This is a genomic window from Candidatus Amarolinea dominans (genome assembly GCA_016719785.1).
GTDB lineage: Bacteria > Chloroflexota > Anaerolineae > SSC4 > Amarolineaceae > Amarolinea > Amarolinea dominans.
Genome location: JADJYJ010000008.1, coordinates 346,240 through 363,059 on the forward strand (window position 1 = coordinate 346,240; position 16,820 = coordinate 363,059).

The 16,820-nt window shown below is 62.5% G+C and carries 9 protein-coding genes and 2 pseudogenes; 7 read left to right on the forward strand and 4 right to left on the reverse strand.

Annotated elements, in window-relative coordinates; translation table 11 throughout:
- Positions 1–10 precede the first annotated feature (10 nt).
- The 5 genes and pseudogenes from IPM84_12605 (at position 11) to IPM84_12625 (ending at position 7,133) form a co-directional block, all read left to right on the forward strand.
- The gene (locus tag IPM84_12605) at positions 11–391 is read left to right on the forward strand and encodes a phage holin family protein (protein ID MBK9093586.1); all 381 of its coding nucleotides are present in this window, start codon (positions 11–13) and stop codon (positions 389–391) included.
- A 144-nt stretch (positions 392–535) separates the two neighbouring features.
- Complete coding sequence (locus IPM84_12610) at positions 536–1,957, forward strand: hypothetical protein (GenBank protein MBK9093587.1); 1,422 nt, start codon at positions 536–538, stop codon at positions 1,955–1,957.
- Positions 1,958–2,065: 108 nt separating this feature from the next.
- Positions 2,066–3,304, forward strand: coding sequence for a glucose-1-phosphate adenylyltransferase (locus IPM84_12615; protein MBK9093588.1), 1,239 nt, complete (start codon positions 2,066–2,068; stop codon positions 3,302–3,304).
- 22 nt (positions 3,305–3,326) lie between these two features.
- Positions 3,327–4,568, forward strand: coding sequence for a glucose-1-phosphate adenylyltransferase (locus IPM84_12620; protein MBK9093589.1), 1,242 nt, complete (start codon positions 3,327–3,329; stop codon positions 4,566–4,568).
- Between the two features lie 212 nt (positions 4,569–4,780).
- A pseudogene (locus IPM84_12625) lies at positions 4,781–7,133 on the forward strand (penicillin acylase family protein).
- Between the two features lie 294 nt (positions 7,134–7,427).
- On the opposite strand, the gene IPM84_12630 reads toward IPM84_12625, so the two are convergent.
- Both IPM84_12630 and IPM84_12635 read right to left on the reverse strand, forming a co-directional pair.
- A complete protein-coding gene (locus tag IPM84_12630; protein ID MBK9093590.1) occupies positions 7,428–8,081 on the reverse strand; it encodes a HAMP domain-containing histidine kinase in 654 nt (217 codons plus the stop codon).
- Positions 8,078–10,903 (reverse strand): PAS domain S-box protein, encoded by a 2,826-nt coding sequence (locus tag IPM84_12635; GenBank protein MBK9093591.1) that lies wholly within the window; start codon positions 10,901–10,903, stop codon positions 8,078–8,080. Before IPM84_12635 ends, IPM84_12630 begins: the two co-directional genes overlap by 4 nt.
- Before the next feature lie 331 nt (positions 10,904–11,234).
- On the opposite strand from IPM84_12635, the gene IPM84_12640 reads away from it, so the two are divergent.
- On the forward strand, positions 11,235–11,351 hold the full coding sequence (locus IPM84_12640; GenBank protein MBK9093592.1) for a hypothetical protein: 117 nt from the start codon (positions 11,235–11,237) through the stop codon (positions 11,349–11,351).
- Positions 11,352–11,821: 470 nt separating this feature from the next.
- On the forward strand, positions 11,822–13,615 hold the full coding sequence (locus IPM84_12645; GenBank protein ID MBK9093593.1) for a sulfatase-like hydrolase/transferase: 1,794 nt from the start codon (positions 11,822–11,824) through the stop codon (positions 13,613–13,615).
- Between the two features lie 67 nt (positions 13,616–13,682).
- Here the strand turns inward: IPM84_12645 and ppk1 are convergent.
- Both ppk1 and IPM84_12655 read right to left on the reverse strand, forming a co-directional pair.
- Positions 13,683–15,801, reverse strand: a pseudogene (gene ppk1, locus IPM84_12650) (polyphosphate kinase 1).
- A 99-nt stretch (positions 15,802–15,900) separates the two neighbouring features.
- A complete protein-coding gene (locus IPM84_12655) occupies positions 15,901–16,731 on the reverse strand; it encodes an alpha/beta hydrolase (GenBank protein ID MBK9093594.1) in 831 nt (276 codons plus the stop codon).
- Between the last annotated feature and the right edge of the window lie 89 nt (positions 16,732–16,820).

Consider the following 16,820-nt stretch of genomic DNA (forward strand, 5'->3'; position numbering starts at 1 on the left):
GGAAAAAAACATGACTCGGTTCATCATTCGCCTGCTCATCAACGCGCTGGCCCTGGGAATCGCCGCGCAACTGGTGGGGCCTGGCATCAGCTACGATGGGTGGCAAGCGGTCCTCATCGTCGCGTTCATCTTCGGTCTGGTCAACGCCGTCATCCGGCCCATTCTGACCCTCTTGACCTGCCCGCTCATCATCTTGACCCTGGGCATCTTCACGTTGGTCATCAACGCCCTGATGCTCCTGCTGGCCGGCAATATCGCCGAGGCCCTGGGGATCGGTTTTCGCGTGGATGGCTTCGGCCCGGCGTTCTTCGGCGGACTGATCATCAGCATCGTCAGCTTCTTCCTGTCGGTCTTTGTCCGCGATGACGCAGAGCGAACCAGGGCAGCCTAGGGGCAGGCCAGCGCAAGATTAAAAGGGGAGCGAATTGACATGCGTTACCTTCCTGCGGTATACTTCGACGGCTACCCGATCTCCGTTAGCTGTGCAATGCAATCCGACCAACCGCTCACCCCACCCGTGATATGAGGTCTTTGGATGTCACTAAGCCTGGAGCCTGCGTGCATACGCCTGGAAGCGGCCATCCGCGCCCAAAACAGCGCCCTGTCGTCGTCTGATGCCGCCCTGGCCCTGCTTGGCCTGCACGCTTCTCTCACACAGGCTCTGCAGCAATGGCAGGAGACACTGATTGCGCCGGCGCCGGATCAGGCTGAACTCCAGCCGGTCGCGGCCGCGCCCGCGTTCCCTGAACTCCTACAGGCCGGTGGCCCGCTCAGCGCGCGGCTGACGGTTGAGCAGGCGACCACCCTGTCTGCCCTGCACGCGCTGCGCCAGCGCCTCATCACCGGCGATGCAACGGTGACAGCCGCCGAACTGTATCAGCACGCCCATCAGGCCGCGCAGACCGCGGCTGACCTGTGGCCCAACCTGAGCGAGCGCCCAGCGCCGCAGGTAGAATGGCCGCCTGCCGCGGCCATCCAGGAACCGCTGCCAGCGGGCGTCGAACAGGCGCAGCGCGAGCTGCAGCGCCAGCGTCAGCGCACCGTGGAATTGGAACAAAACTCGCAACGCCTGTCGCGCGCGCTGACGGCCGCCAACAACGAGATGGATCGTCTGCGTGCCCTTCTGGCCGGCGCCAACAAGCCCGAAAATACCACCCCGGAGTGGCAGCAGGGCCTGCAATTCCTCTTCATCGGCCTGCTCTTCATCGGCATCGGTTTGGGCGCCTACTTCCTGGCACGCCTGGCCCTCAACCTGCCCTGGCCCTGGCTCTTCACCAGCTTTCTGATCGTGCTCGGACTGCCGGTTGGCCTTTACGCCGGCGCCATCTACATCGTGCGCGGCAGCCGCAAATTGAGCCTCGATCGCCTGCTTGGCTATGCCGCCATCCTTCTCCTGTTGGCCTTTGTGGTCGCGACCCTGGCCGACCAGACGCCGGGAAGCCTGTCTGTGCGGGCCGGCGCGGTGATGACGCGCTGGGTCGGCGGCGCCCTGCGTTCACCGCTCACCCTCATCCAGGCGGGACTGCAGGCGCCGGCGCCCTTCATCGCCGCGCTGCGCGGACGTTCGCCCACAGTGACGCTGTCAGAAGCCACGGCGGTTGCCAATGCAGCCAGCAGCGAGCCGACCGCCACCGCTGCGCCGACGCCCACCCCTGTTCCGGCCACGGTGGCGCCGGAGCCAACCGCCACCGCGTTCATCACGCCTACCGCAACGCTGACGGCCACGGTCAGCATCACGATTGGGATCGGCAGCCAGGTGCGGGTTGTCAACACCCAGTTCCTGAACGCACGGCGCGACGCTGGCCTGCGCTTTCAGTTGGCCACACGCTTCCCGGCCGACGTGATCCTGACCGTGCTGCGCGGCCCCATCACAGCCGACAACTACACCTGGTGGGAAGTCAAAGGCGAGGCGGGGCAGGGGTGGTGCGCCGATCAATGGCTGCAACCGGCGCCCTGATCCGCAGGCAGTGCTGCAAAGGCCGGTCAGAAGAGATCGGCCAACCGGTTTTTGTTATCTGTTTCTCACCATTTTTTCCGGAGGAAGACCTTGAAAAAAGTCGTCGCCATGATTCTGGCCGGCGGTGAGGGTGCTCGGCTCAGCGTACTCTCCGAAAAGCGCGCTAAGCCGTCGGTGCCGTTTGCCGGCAAATACCGCATCATTGATTTCACCCTCTCCAACTGCGTCAATTCGGGTATCCACCACGTGGCTGTCCTGACTCAGTATCGCCCGCACTCTCTCAACGATCATATCGGCATCGGCAAGCCCTGGGACCTCGATCGCACGCACGGCGGCGTGCGTCTGTTGCAGCCCTACAAAGGGCGCCGCGCTGAAGATTGGTACAAAGGCACCGCCGATGCCGTTTACCAGAACCTCGGCTACCTGGAGGACACCGAAGCTGATCTGGTCATCATCCTGTCTGGCGACCACATCTACAAGATGGACTATGACGCCATGGTGCGCTATCATCAGGAGATCGGCGCGGCGCTGACGGTTGCGGTGATGAACGTTCCCCTGGAAGAGACCGATCGTTTTGGCATCATGACCGTTGACGAAAATCAGCGCGTGACGGAATTCACCGAAAAGCCCAAGCAGCGCGACAAAGGCACCCTGGCTTCCATGGGCATCTATATCTTCGACTGCGACGCGCTCGAAAAACGCCTGCGCCAGGGCGCGGCCAAAGAGCCGAGCCTCGACTTCGGCAAGCATGTCATTCCCGGCATGATCGCCGATGATTCCGTCTTCGCCTATCCGTTCGAGGGCTACTGGGTGGACGTGGGCACGATTCAGAGCTACTGGGAGACCAACCTGGCCCTCCTGGAGGACAAACCCGCGCTCGACCTGTACGACACCGATTGGGTCATTCACACCCGCAGCGAAGAACGACCGCCGGCCAAGATCGGTCTGCAGGCACGCGTGGTCAAGAGTCAGATCTCCAACGGCTGCAATGTGCGCGGCCTGGTGGTTCATTCCGTACTCTCACCCGGCGTCTATGTTTCGCCCGGCGCGGTGGTGCGGGACTCGATCATCATGAACGACACCTACATCGGTCCGGGCGCGATCATTGACAAAGCTATCATTGACAAGGACGTGTGGGTGGGGGCCGGCGCGGTCGTGGGTGAGGGCGATGATCTGAAACCCAACATCAAAGATCCGGACAAGCTCAATGTCGGCGTCACGGTGGTTGGCAAGGGCGCCCGTATCCCGCCCAACACCCGCATCGGCCGTAACGTGCTCATCAACAGCGATCTTGATGAAGGCAACTACCCTGGCCTGACCATTGCCAGCGGCGAGACCGTGGGCTAACTAAGAGAGGAAGAGAGGTGCTATGAAAGCGCTCGCCATGATCATGGCCGGCGGTGAAAGCCCGGCGCTGAGCGTGCTGACCACGCAGCGGGCCGAACCGGTCGTGCCATTTGCCGGCAAATTCCGCATCATTGATTTTGTGCTGTCCAACTGTGTCAACTCCGACATTTTCAATGTGGCCGTGTTGACACAGTATCAGCCCAGGGAACTGATCGAGCACATTGCCCTGGGCAAACCGTGGGACCTCGACCGCGCCACGGGCGGCGTGCGCGTGCTGCAGCCTTACCCGACGCGTGACGGCGGCGGCTGGCAGCGAGGCACGGCCGACGCCATTCGCTACAACCTGGGCTTCGTGCAGGAGCAAAACGTGGATGCCGTCCTCATTCTGGCCGGCGACCATGTCTACAAGATGGACTACCGCAAACTGTTGACCTTCCACGAACAGACCAACGCCGATGTCACCCTGGCAGTGCGCGAGGTCAGCCCCTTCGACGCCTATCGCTTCGGCATGGTCAAGACAGAGCTGGATGGGCGCATCAGCAACTTCGAAGAGAAGCCGCGCCGCACCCGCAGCACCCTGGCCTCGATGGGCATCTACGTCTTCAAACGGGACGTGCTGATTGACTGGCTGCTGCGTGAAGGCAAGGATCAGGTTGACTTTGGCCGTGAGGTGATCCCCTCCCTGGTCAAGAGCCGTCGCGTCTACGCACATCACTTCGATGGCTACTGGGTTGACATTGGCACCCTGCAGGCCTACTGGGAAGCCAACATGGCGCTGCTGGCCGAAACTCCCGCGCTGGAGCTGGACGATCCGCGCTGGGTCATTCACACCCGCAGCGAGGAACGGCCGCCAGCCTGGGTCGGCGCCGAGGCCCGCGTGGACGGCAATCTGCTGTGTGACGGCTGTCGCATCGAGGGCCGCGTCGAGCGTTCGATCATCTCGCCGGGGGTCGTCGTGGCACATGGCGCGCTCGTGCGCGACTCGATCATCATGCGTGACACCATCATCGGTGAAGGCGCCATCGTGGATCGCGCCATCATTGACACCGATGTGGTCGTCGGCGCCAAGGCCGAGATCGGCGCCGGTGATGACAACACCCCCAATCGCCACGACCCCGCACGTTTCAGCACCGGGTTGACCGTCATCGGCACGGCCAGCCACATCCCGGCCGGCGTCCACATTGGCCGCAACTGCGTGATCCGCCCCCATCGCAACGCCAAAGACTTCAGCGACAAAACCGTTGCCAGCGGCGAAACGATCTGATGGCGCACCCCGCCAGACTTCGTAACTGCTCAGGCGGCCCCCCTGCCCCCCCAATCCTGGGGGGAAAAGCATTCGGCTCCCCCAGGATTGGGGGGCAGGGGGGCACTCCGGGCGCTATCGAGACCATTCTCACTGCCTGGCTGAGCAGTTACCAGACTTAGGCCCCGTTTGACTTCTCAAGTCCCAACATCCAATCTGAAAGGCAACCATTCATGCGCAGAGTCCTACTCACCATTCTTGGCATCATCCTGGCCCTCCTCATCCTGGTACCCGCTGGCGGATACCTCTTCCTGCGTCGCTCGCTGCCCCAGGTCAACGCCACCATCACCGTGCCTGGCCTGCAAGGCCCGGTGGAGATCGTGCGCGATGCCGACGGCGTCCCCTACATCTACGCCAGCAACGACCTGGACGCCATCTTCGGCCAGGGCTATGTCCATGCCCAGGACCGCCTGTGGCAGATGGAATTTCAGCGCCGCGTGGGCGCCGGTCGCCTGTCCGAAGTCCTGGGCGAATCAACGGTGGACACCGACAAATTCCTGCGCACGTTGGGTACTTACCGCGCGGCGCAGCAAGCCTGGGAAGCTCTGTCCCCCGAGGCGCAACAGGTGGTCAACGCCTACGTGGGCGGCGTCAACGCCTACCTGGCCGGCAACCCCACCCTGCCGATCGAATTCACCATCCTGGGCTTCACCCCCGCGCCCTGGCAGCCGGCCGATGTCCTGGTCTGGGCCAAGATGATGGCCTGGAACCTGGGCGGCGATTACGAATCGGAACTGGTGCGCGCGCAGATCTACCAGGCGCTGGGGCCAGAGCGCGCCAGCCAGCTCTTCCCGGCCTATCCCACCGATGGCACGCTGATCCTGCCCAATCTGGGGCAGGGCGCCGGCGCCCTGGCTCACCTCTCGACCGAAGTGCGCGCCATGCTGGGCGCGGAGGCGCTCAATATCGGCAGCAACAACTGGGTTGTGGGCGGCAGCCGCACCACCACCGGCAAACCGCTGCTGGCCAATGACCCGCACCTGGGCGCGCAGATTCCTTCCATCTGGTATCTGGCCAGCATCCAGGGCAATCGCCTGCACGCCATCGGCGCCACCCTGCCGGGTATGCCGGGCATCCCCAGCGGGCACAACGACCGCATCGCCTGGGGCGTCACCAACCTGGGGCCTGATGTGCAAGACCTTTACATGGAGCGCGTCAACCCGGCCAACCCCAACGAGGTGGAGGTCAACGGCGCCTGGCAGCCGCTGACCATCATCAGCGAGACGATCCAGGTCAAAGGGCGCAAGGAGCCGATCACCTGGGCCGCGCGCGCCAGCCGTCACGGCCCGCTGATCTCTGACGTGACCAGCGACGCCACGACCACCCTGGCCCTGCGCTGGACGAGCCTGGATGCCGGGGACACCACGCTGGAAGCCTTCATGCAGGTGATGTACGCCGGCAATTGGGACGAATTCCGCACGGCCCTGCGCCTACGTGGGACCGTCGCAAAACTTCGTCTACGCGGACGTAGATGGCAATATCGGCTACTACGGCCCCGGCCGCATCCCCATCCGGGCGCAAGGGAACGGCTTCATGCCGGCGCCGGGCTGGAATGATGAGTACGCCTGGACCGGTTTCATTCCGTTCGATGAACTGCCGCACGATTTCAACCCGGCCAGCGGCTTCATCGTCACCGCCAACAACAAGGTCGTGCCGGACGCCTACCCCTACTTCCTGGCCACCGATTGGGCGCCGCCCTACCGCGCCACCCGCATCGTGCAGATGATCGAGGCCAAAGCCAAACTGTCGCCCGACGACATCGCGGCCATGCATGCTGATCAGCTCTCGCTGCAGGCGCTGGAGCTGCTGTCGTTCTTCCTGCAAACGCCCACGCAGACGCCGCAAGAGGCGCAGGCGCTCGACCTGCTCAAGAACTGGGACGGCGTCATGCGTCAGGATAGCGCGGCCGCGGCCATCTACGCCGCCTGGCTGCTGCACTTGCAGCCGGCGCTCGTGCAGGATGACCTGGGCAAGACGCTGGGCGCGGACTACCTCTCCAGCTTCCACCCCACCTACCTGCTGCAGACTCTGGGCCAGGCCAACAGCCCGTGGTGCGACAACGTGCTGACGCCGGGCAACGAGGATTGCCGCACGACGCAGCATGTGGCCCTGCAGGCCGCGCTCAAGGATCTGACGGAGCGCATGGGCAGCGACGACCTGAAGAACTGGCGCTGGGACAAGATACACTTCACCGAATTCCCGCACAATCCGTTCGACCAGGTCAGCGCGCTGAAGAACATCTTCAGCCGCCAAATCCCGAATGGCGGCGACGGCTCCACCGTGGACGTCGCGCCCTTCCGCGCCAGCAAACCCTATGCGCAGCGCCATGTGCCATCCTACCGGCATATCAGCGACCTGAGCGACTGGAACAGCAGCCGCTTCATGCACACCACGGGTCAGTCTGGCAACGTGTTGAGCAGTCACTACGACGATTTGATCGCCCGTTGGCAAAAAGTGGAGTACCTGCCCATGCGCTTCGACCGCGACCAGGTCAAGGCGGTGAGCACGTTGAGGCTGCAGCCGTAGGGGAGAGGCCTCACCTCATCCCCCGGCCCCTTCTCCTCTCCGCACAGCGGAGAGGAGAAGGGGGGAAGAGGGCCTCACCTCATCCCCCGGCCCCTTCTCCTCTCCGCACGGCGGGAGAGGAGAAGGGGGGAAGAGGGCACACGGGTCATCACTCTTGGCGTCTTAGCGTCTTGGCGTTAAGAGTCTTGGCGTCTTGGCGTTAAGAGTCTTCCCATCAGGAAACTGTGCTCTATCGCCGACAGCGTCGTCACGCCGGAGGCGTGACCTACGGGTGGCGGGGGTGCTGTTTTTAGGTCAGCCTTGACCGGGAGCGGCGCCAGCCGGTGGCAGCCAGACGGTGAAAGCGCTGCCCTGCCCCACCTGACTCGCCAGCGTGATCTGGCCCCCCTGGCGCTGCATGATCTCACGGCAGATTGCCAGTCCCAAGCCGGTGCCGGGGACGTTGCGCTGCCGTGCGGCGGCGCCGCGATAGAAGCGCTCGAAGATGTGCGTCTGGTCTTCGGGGGTGATACCCGGCCCGGTATCCCCCACCGTCAGGGTGACCCAGGGGCGACCGTCCTTTTGTTGCAGCGCACTGCTCAGGATGATGCTGCCCCCCGCCGGTGTGTAGTTCACCGCGTTGGCGATCAAATTGGTCAATACCTGCATCAGGCGGTTGGTGTCGGCCAGCGCCGGGGGCAATTGCGGCTGAGGCAGGACCTCCAGCGTCAGACCGGCCTGCCTGATCAACACCTCCCGCGCATCCACCAGCGTTACCATGACCCGGTTGACATCCACGTCCGTCAGGTTGATGCGATTCCTGCCCTGGTCCAGCCACGAGATGTCCAGCAGATCCGCGATGAGGCGTGCCAGGTGATCCGTTTCGCTCTGCAGCGTGGTCATGTAGTGCGCATGCCTCTCCGGCTTGCCGCGCTCCAGCAGGTGCAGATGGGTCTTGATGTTGGTCAAGGGCGTGCGCAGCTCGTGTGAAACGTTGGCAATGAACTGGCTCTTGGCTGATCCAGCTCTTTGAGCCGCTCGTTGGCGTCCTGCAGCCGGGTGGCCGCCTCCGAAAGCTCGGCCGTGCGTTCGGCCACGCGCTGCTCCAGCACGGCGTTGAGCTGGCGGATTTCATCCGCGGCCCGTTTGCGCTCGGTGATGTCTTCCAGGCTGCCCTCGGCGAAGTGGATACCGTCAACCTCGTCGCGGACCGCGTGCGCCGTGTCTCGCGCCCAGATGATCCGGCCGTCGCGACGGCGCAACTGGATCTCGTCCTGGCGTATGACGTTTTCTTGCGCCAGCCGCGCCTTCTGCCGCACGCGCCGGTCAGGGTCCAGGAAAAGGTCGGCGGCATTGACCTCCAGCAGCGCCCCTGGGGCGGGGTAGCCCAACATCTCCGAGAGGGCCTGGTTGGCGGCGAGGATGCGGCCATCCGGCGTCGTGCGGTAAAGGCCGATCGGCACCCCTTCGAACAGGCTGCGATAGCGGTGCTCGCTCTCGATCAGCGCGGCTTCGGCTCGCTTGCGTTCCGCAATCTCTTGCTGGGCCTGCTGATAGAGCCGGGCGTTCTGAATCGCCACGCCGATTTGGGCCGCCACCGTTTCGAGTACGCGCTGATCGTTTTCGCTGTAGGCCGCCGGCCGTGGAGATTCGACATTGATCACCCCAAGGACGGCATCGCCCACCCGTATCGGCACGCAGAGTTCCGAGCGATTGTTTTCCCACAGGGCAAAGTAGCGTGGATCCGCGGGCGCATCGTCCAGCCGCACGCTCTGCCCGTGTTGCGCCACCCACCCCGTGATTCCCTGTCCGATCTGGGTTTCCCTTGCGGCCAGGTGTGCCTCGTCCGCGGCCATGATTTCGATCTCCCTGTCCTGGTTGATAACCGCAAACGGCGTCAGCACGCCGCGGGACGGGTCAATCAGCAGCACACCGCCATAGTCATAGCCCAGCATGTTTTCCAGAATGTGAACCAGGTGCTGCGCGAGTTCCTCGGGCGTCCGCAGATGCAACAAATCTTGCCCGGTGCGATGGACGGCGGTCAACTCCTGCACGCGGCGGCGCGCATCCTCGAACAGGCGGGCGTTCTCGATAATCAGGGCAGCAGAGGCGGCGAACCGGGTGAGCAGATTCAGCTCCTCATCAGAAAATGCGGCCGGGCGCGTGGCATCGAGCGTGAGAACGCCTATGACGCGTTTCTGGATGACGAGCGGCGCCGCGATGGCGCTCTGGATGTCGAACGCTTCTTCGATGTCGCCGTCGTAACGGGTTGCGGGATCGGTGCGGGCGTCGGTGATGAGCAGCGGTTTTTGTTCGCGAGCCGTGAGCGCCGCGTAGCCCGAATCGCTGGCAAACGAAAAGTGATACAAGCGTGGATCGCTATAGCCGCTCAGCGCGCGAATGCGCAAACGGCCATCGGGTTCCACCAGCAAGACGCTGCCCTTCTCCGCAGCGGGAATGGCATGGCGGGCAGCCAGGAGCAGCCGTTCCAGCAGGGGTTGCAGCTCGGGCGTTTCACCCACGGCCTGCGCCAGCATGGCCTGCGCTTCCAGTTCGCGTTCGCGCTGTTTGCGTTCGGTGATGTCGCGTGAGTGGATCACGGCGATTGTCTGACCCGACTCGTCCACCAGGCTGCGTCCAAGCGCCTCCAACGTGCGCCACGAGCCGTCTTTGTGCCGACAACGCAGCTCGACCGCCTCGCTGACGACGCCGAAATTGGAAAGCCCGCGCCTGAAAACATCCAAAGCCCGTGGCAGGTCATCCGGGTGAACAAGCTCGAAGGTGTTTGTGCCCATCAGTTCTTGCTGTTGGTAGCCGAGCACTCGCTCAACGGCAGGACTCCCATAGCGAATGGTTCCGTCTTGGTCCAGAACGGTGATGATATCGGAAGCGTTCTCGATCAGTACGCGGAAGTGCTCTTCGCTGCGACGGAGCGCGTCTTGCGCCTGTTTGCGCTCAGTGACATCGCGCACGATGAACACCGTGTCGCCCTTCTCATCGGCCACGACGCGCGCCTCGAAGTCCGCGCTGCCGCTTCGCAATTCCAACTGATACTCGATGGTCTGCACCCCGCCGCTGCTGGCCGCGCTTTCGATGGCATCCATGCATGATTTTGCCGCCTGCGGCGGGAGCACTTCGCTCCATGTCTTACCGAGAAAGACTGCGGGCGGGACATACAGGGCGGACTCGTGTTCCGCCTTGTAATCCCAGATGACGCCGTCGCGATGGGTGCGAAACATCAGATCGGGAAGGGCATCCAGCAGGGTGCGGTTGCACCGCTCGCTCTCTGCCAGCGCACGGTTGGTCTTTTCCAGTTCGAGGATTTTGGCTTCGAGTTTGCGCACCAGGGCTTCGTTGTACAGCCGGTAGAAAGTCGCATCCTCGGTCAGCGGCGACTGCGGTGCAGTCAATTGCGCACTTTCCTGTGCGTGCAGCACCTCATGCACCATGCTAATGAGCTGGTCGTTCTCCACGGGCTTGAAGAGGAAGCGCGCCGCGCCCAACTGCCGCGCCAGCGCCGCGTCACGCGGATCGGTGTAGGTGCCGGTATAGAACACAAAGGGAATAGCGCGCAACTGCTCGTCGCGCTTGCACTCGCGGCACAGTGCAAAGCCGTCCATCTGGGGCATGAGGATGTCGGAGATGATCAGGTTGGGGCGGGCGCGGCGGGCCAACGCCAACGCTTCTACGCCGTTGCCGGCCTCCAACACCGCATAACCGGACGCAGTCAGCAGCACCCGGAGCAGGTAACGATTTTGCTCGTTATCGTCAACGATCAGAATGACGCTCATTCACACCTCACTTCCTGCTCACCGATTCGTTCGGAAGATGGCTGGACAGACAGTGAATTGACTATACACTCCTTCGTGTGCCCTGTCAATTCCATAAATGAATGACTTGTCAGCCCACGCAGCCTAACCCGGGCGGGTCGAGAGTATTCAGTTGGGCTTGTGTTCTAAGGAATGAGAATTAAATAAGTGTCCGCTTTGGTGCTGTCTGTATGCTCAGAATTTGCTCGGAACTGGACAGTTAAAAATTCTCATTCCTGAGCGAGCACACCGTTGACAATGACACCGGGAAGTGCCATAATGATGAGCGAGCAACCGATCCGCCCGGTGTACCATGCAAGACCCTACGCCGGGTTATGCCTGGGGTGTTGCCGTGGCCGGCAGCCTGGCTTACGCCGCTGACGGCGTAGGCGGATTGTTGATCTTCGACGTGAGCGACCCGACGCATTAGGGCAGGAGGCGGTCTGTGGTTTTGATCTGGGCCGCCTCCCTTAGCCGGGGATTAGCCGGGAGCATGATTGGTCAATGCGCCATGAATGCGCTAAAATGACAGCTGCTTGTGTAGGACGCACGCCGGAAGAATGAACCGTGAAGTTCTTCGAAGCAAAGGATTCTGTTTATGGCACTTGCAATTTCTTCGACCGTCGTACTGGACAAAGTCGCGACGACTCTGGTTGCACAACAACGCTACACCACGATTGAGGAAGCCTTGTGGGAACTGGCATTGTCGGCTGTGCGCCAAGTTAGTCTATTATCGGCGTCGCGTACGTAGACTCGAACGTAAACACGGGATGGAATTCGAGCAGTTTACAGCCCACTTGCAGAACCGAGCTACACCGACTGAAGAGGACGATTGGCTGGCCTGGCGCTCAGCGTACAGAATGCTCCTTGACTGGCAGAAAGCCTACCAGGATCTATTGTATGCCCGCGCTCATTGATGATCTGCTGAACATCCTACTTGGAGGTATCCTGTTGGCATACAGGACGATTCTGTTCATACTCGCGCTGCTGGTTGGCAGTGTTATGCCTGTGCCGACCGTGTCGCCCGCTGGGCTGCGGGATGCCAGCCCCGTGACGGCCCGGGTAGCGCAACCACTTGGGCTGCCCAACATCGTGTTCATCCTGGCCGATGATCTCGATCTCGATCTGGATACTGTGACTACCATGCCGCACCTGCAGGCGCTGTTGGCAGGGCAAGGCATCACCTTTACCCACTTCTTCGTCAACGCCTCCATCTGCTGCCCCTCGCGTGCGTCCCTGCTGCGTGGTCAGTACGTACACAACCACGGCGTCTACACCAACGGGCCGCCGCCGACCGGTGGTTTCGAGACCTTCCGTGATTTGGGTCTGGAAAACGACACCATCGCCACGCGCCTGCAAGACGTCGGTTATCGCACCGCCCTGTTTGGCAAATATCTCAATCGCTATCCGTATGGCAGCCCGTCAAACTACATCCCGCCGGGGTGGGGCGAATGGTACAGCCCGTCCCCCACCGCGCCCGGCTACAATCAGTTCAACTATACGCTGAACGAAAATGGCACGCTGGTCGCCTATGGCAGCGATCCGGCAGATTATCTGCAGGATGTGCTGACCACCCAAGCGCTGAGTTTCATCACCCGCACCGTCACCAGCGGAGAGCCTTTCTTTGCCTATTTCTCGTCATTCTCCCCGCACACGCCATCCACGCCCGCGCCGCGGCACACCACGCTCTTCACCGACACGCTGGCGCCGCGCCCGCCGTCGTTCAACGAACTCGACGTCAGCGATAAGCCACAGTGGATTCAGAACCTGCCCCTGCTGACGCCTGAGGAGGTGCAGCAGATTGACGACCAGTACCGCCTGTGGTTGCAGTCCATGCAGGCGGTTGATGAAACCATCGCCGCCCTGGTCGAAACCCTGGAAGCGACCGGGCAATTGAACAACACCTACATCTTCTTCACCAGCGACAACGGCTACCACATGGGTCAACACCGCTTGCTGCCCGGCAAATACCTGGGCTATGAGGAAGATATCCACGTACCCTTGTTCGTGCGCGGCCCGCAGGCGCCGATCAGCCAAACCGTACCTTACCTGGCGAGTATCGTAGACCTGGCGCCGACCCTGGCCGACATTGCCGGGATTGAAACCCCAGCGTACACAGACGGACGTTCCCTGCTGCCATTGCTGGGTGGGAGTCCGCCCGCGGCCTGGCGGCAGGCTTTGCTGTTCGAGCAGTATGTGGGCGATCATCATGGGTTGCGTGATCCCCTGGGCGAGCCACCCGATCCTTTCGACTCGCCGCGCTTTCAGAGCGCCCCGCTGTTCTACAGCGGCCTGCGCACGGCAGACCTGAAATACATCGAGTATGATACCGGCGAGCGCGAGCTGTACAACCTGGCGAATGATCCCTTCGAGTTGGAGAATCTAGCCGCCAGCGCCGACCCGACCACCCTGGCCCAGTTGGCCGCGTGGTTGTCTCTATTGAAGGGGTGCGCCGCGGACACCTGCCGCAGCCTGGAGATGCGGCCTCCACCCCCGCCACCCATCTGCGCGGAGCTGGACTTCGACCACAGCGGCAGTGTGACGGTGATTGATGTCGCACAGGTAGCGGCGCATTGGGGTGAAACGCCGCAGACGCCAGCCTGGGACCCGCGCTACGACCTGGACGACAACCTGGTGATAGATGCGGCCGACATGGCCGTCATCGCCGCGCGCTGGGGAGAAATCTGCCCGTAGCCAAGTAGAAGACCTACCAGGATTTGCTGCATGCTCGCCCTCATCGAGAATCTGCTTCGCACTTTCCTCAATACGTGACCATTGGGCTGCGATTGTAGAGCAGCGAGTGCTGTGAGTCCAACAGCGGATGCTCGCTATCGGGCTTGACCCAGGTGTAGGCGCCGTCCGGGTTGAGTTGACGCGCCTTGACGGTGTCGGCCAGGCAGAGATCGAGGATTTGCTGGCGGATGACCGTCTTGATGGTCGGATCTTCGACGGGAAAGAGCGTCTCTACGCGGCGATCGAGGTTGCGCTGCATCAAGTCGGCGCTGCTCAGGTAGATCAGTTCGTCGCCGTTGTTGCGCGCGTAGTAGATGCGGCTGTGCTCCAGAAAGCGGCCGACGATGCTGATGACGCGGATATTCTCGCTGACGCCGGGCAGGCCGGGCCGAATGCAGCAGATGCCGCGCACGATCAAGTTCACGCGCACGCCGGCCTGTGAAGCCCGGTAGAGGTCTTCGATCATGGCCGGATCGAGCAGCGAATTGACCTTGAAAATGAGAAGCCCATCCTTACCATACTTGATCTCGTTACGAATCATGTCGTGGATGGTGTCGCGCAAGGATACCGGCGCCACGCCCAGTTTGCGGTAGGACTTCGGATTGGAAAAACCGGTCAGGAAATTGAAGATGTCGGAGACATCCGAGGCAATGTCCTCACGACACGTCAGCAGGCCGAGGTCGGTGTAGATGCGGGCCGTGGTCGCGTTGTAGTTGCCGGTGCCCAGGTGGACATAGCGGTGGATACCGTCTCGCTCGCGGCGCACGATCAACGCCAGCTTGCAGTGCGTCTTCAAGCCCAGGACACCGTACACCACGTGTACGCCGGAGCGTTCCAGGGCGCGCGCCCAAACGATGTTGTTCTCTTCGTCGAAGCGCGCCTTTAGCTCGACCAGGACGGCCACATGCTTGCCGTTTTCGCCCGCCTCCATCAGCGCGTTGACGATGGGCGAGCGGCTGCCCACCCGGTAAAGGGTCATCTTGATCGCCAGCACGTTGGGGTCTTCGGAGGCGGTGCGAATCAGATCAATCACGGGGGTAAAAGAGTCATAGGGATGATGCAACAGGATGTCCTGCCGCCGGATCGCGCTAAAAATGTCTTCCTCGCTGCTGAAGATGACCGGCACGGCCGCGGAAAACGGGCGGTCTTTGAGGTCGGGGCGATCCAGGCCGTGCAGTTCCATCAAGCTGGAAAGCCCCAAGGGGGCCGTTGCTGGTGTAGATCGCGCCAGGATCGAGCTGCAATTTTTCCAGCAGGGTGTTCCGTACCCGCTCCGGCATACCGGCGCCGATTTCCAAACGCACGCAGTTGCCAAAGCGGCGCTGGCGAATGCCCTGCTCGATGGTCAACAGCAGGTCGTCGGCTTCATCTTCCTGAATCTCGATGTCGGTATCGCGAATGATACGGAAAGGGTAACACGCCATGATCTCCATCCCCACGAAGAGGTCGGAGAGATTGGCGGCAATCACCTGCTCGAGCCAGACGAAAGCCATACTGCGGTGTGGATGCGACGTGGAGCCGTCCTGCGCCCGCGTCAACGGCGCCAGTTCGTGCAGGGGAATGAGCCGCGCCAGGTTCGATGGCACCTTGACACGGGCGAAACGCTCGCCGTACTCCGGATCATTGATGAGCACCGCCAGGTTGAGGCTGAGGTTGGAGATGCGCGGAAAGGGGTGCGCAGCATCGAAGGCCAGGGGCGTGAGCACCGGGAACACCTCGCGCTCGTAGTAGGTGCGCAAGGCCGCGCGCTGGGCCGGCGTCAGATCATCGTAGTTCAGCAGGCGAATGCTCTGGCCGGCCAGTTTGGGCACCAGGTCCTCGGCCAGCACACGCGTCTGCTCGTCCAACAGCAGCAGCAGGGCTTTCCGAATCGCCTCCAACTGCTCGGTTGGAGTCATACCGTCTGGGGTGCGCTGAGTCACGCCCGCGGCAACTTGCTCACGCAGGCCCGAAATCCGAATCATGAAAAACTCGTCGAGGTTGGAGCCAAAGATGGAGAGGAACTTGATGCGCTCCAACAGGGGCGCATCCTGATTTTGCGCCTCCTGCAGCACCCGCCGGTTGAACTCGATCCAACTCAGCTCGCGGTTGATGTAGAGCCGCGGGTCACGCAGCAATGATCCCTTCTCCGGCGCACTTTCGCTCATGGTCGCCAGCTTGAGATCAAGCGGTAATTTCTTCTTTGGCATGATTCATCCTATCAATCCTGTTCGGGCTGGTGTGCAGGATGGGCAACTGCTGCGCTTTCAGCCGCCCGCAAATTGCAGTTTCGCGCCCAGCCATTCCACAATCGCCGCGTTGACCTGATCCTGGCTGGGACTGATCGGCCCGCCGACCGAAACCAGGGCATGGCCGGCATTCCTGACCGATAGCAGCGTGGCCTGGCCGCCCACCGCCTGCAGCGCGGCCTGCAAGGCGACAGATTGGGCGATCGGCACAGTCTGGTCGCGCTCGCCATGCACGATGAAGAAGGGCGGCGCGCCGGCCTTGATGTAGGTAACCGGGCTGGCGCGGCGCAGCGCGTCCGGGTCGCGACCAAACACGGCGCGCAGGCGGCGCTGGAAGTACGAATTGGCTGAGATTGGGGTCAGGTCGGCCGGCCCATACAGATCAACCACGGCCTGCACCTGGCTCGATTGATGTGCATACTCATCGGTGTCGAAACCCGCGCTGGCGTCGGTCAGGCCGGCCAGGGAAACCAGATGCCCTCCCGCGCTGTTGCCGATGATGGCGATGCGCTGCGGATCAATGCCATACTTGACCGCGTGGGCGCGCAGGAACCGGATGGCGCATTTCACATCCTGGATGTGCGCGGGGAACAAGAATTCGGGCGCCAGCCGATAATTCAGAGCCACAAAGATGCCGCCGCGCTCAGTGATGGCCGGCGCCAGCTCCAGGCTGTAGCCGCCATTCTTGTTACCTGTTGTCCACGCGCCGCCATGCACGTAAACCACGGTCGGCGCCGGCGCATGCGCCTGTTGCGCGGCGGGGTAGAGGTCAAGGACCATCCCCGATTGATTGCTGTACACGATGTTCTTCAGCCGCTTGATGGGCGGCGCACCACGAGTCCGTGCCATGTCTCACCTCCAGCGCAACTGCCCATGCATCCGGCGCGACCACCCCCCGCGGGAACGGGCGGGGGGGGGGCCCGGGGCGAGGTCGGCCT

Bases quoted from the DNA above. Each gene is read 5' to 3' on its own strand.
- IPM84_12605 (MBK9093586.1), top strand. From the start codon at position 11: ATGACTCGGTTCATCATTCGCCTGCTCATCAACGCGCTGGCCCTGGGA.
- IPM84_12610 (MBK9093587.1), top strand. From the start codon at position 536: ATGTCACTAAGCCTGGAGCCTGCGTGCATACGCCTGGAAGCGGCCATC.
- IPM84_12615 (MBK9093588.1), top strand. From the start codon at position 2,066: ATGATTCTGGCCGGCGGTGAGGGTGCTCGGCTCAGCGTACTCTCCGAA.
- IPM84_12620 (MBK9093589.1), top strand. From the start codon at position 3,327: ATGAAAGCGCTCGCCATGATCATGGCCGGCGGTGAAAGCCCGGCGCTG.
- IPM84_12635 (MBK9093591.1), bottom strand. From the start codon at position 10,903: ATGAGCGTCATTCTGATCGTTGACGATAACGAGCAAAATCGTTACCTG.
- IPM84_12640 (MBK9093592.1), top strand. From the start codon at position 11,235: ATGCAAGACCCTACGCCGGGTTATGCCTGGGGTGTTGCCGTGGCCGGC.
- IPM84_12645 (MBK9093593.1), top strand. From the start codon at position 11,822: ATGCCCGCGCTCATTGATGATCTGCTGAACATCCTACTTGGAGGTATC.
- IPM84_12655 (MBK9093594.1), bottom strand. From the start codon at position 16,731: ATGGCACGGACTCGTGGTGCGCCGCCCATCAAGCGGCTGAAGAACATC.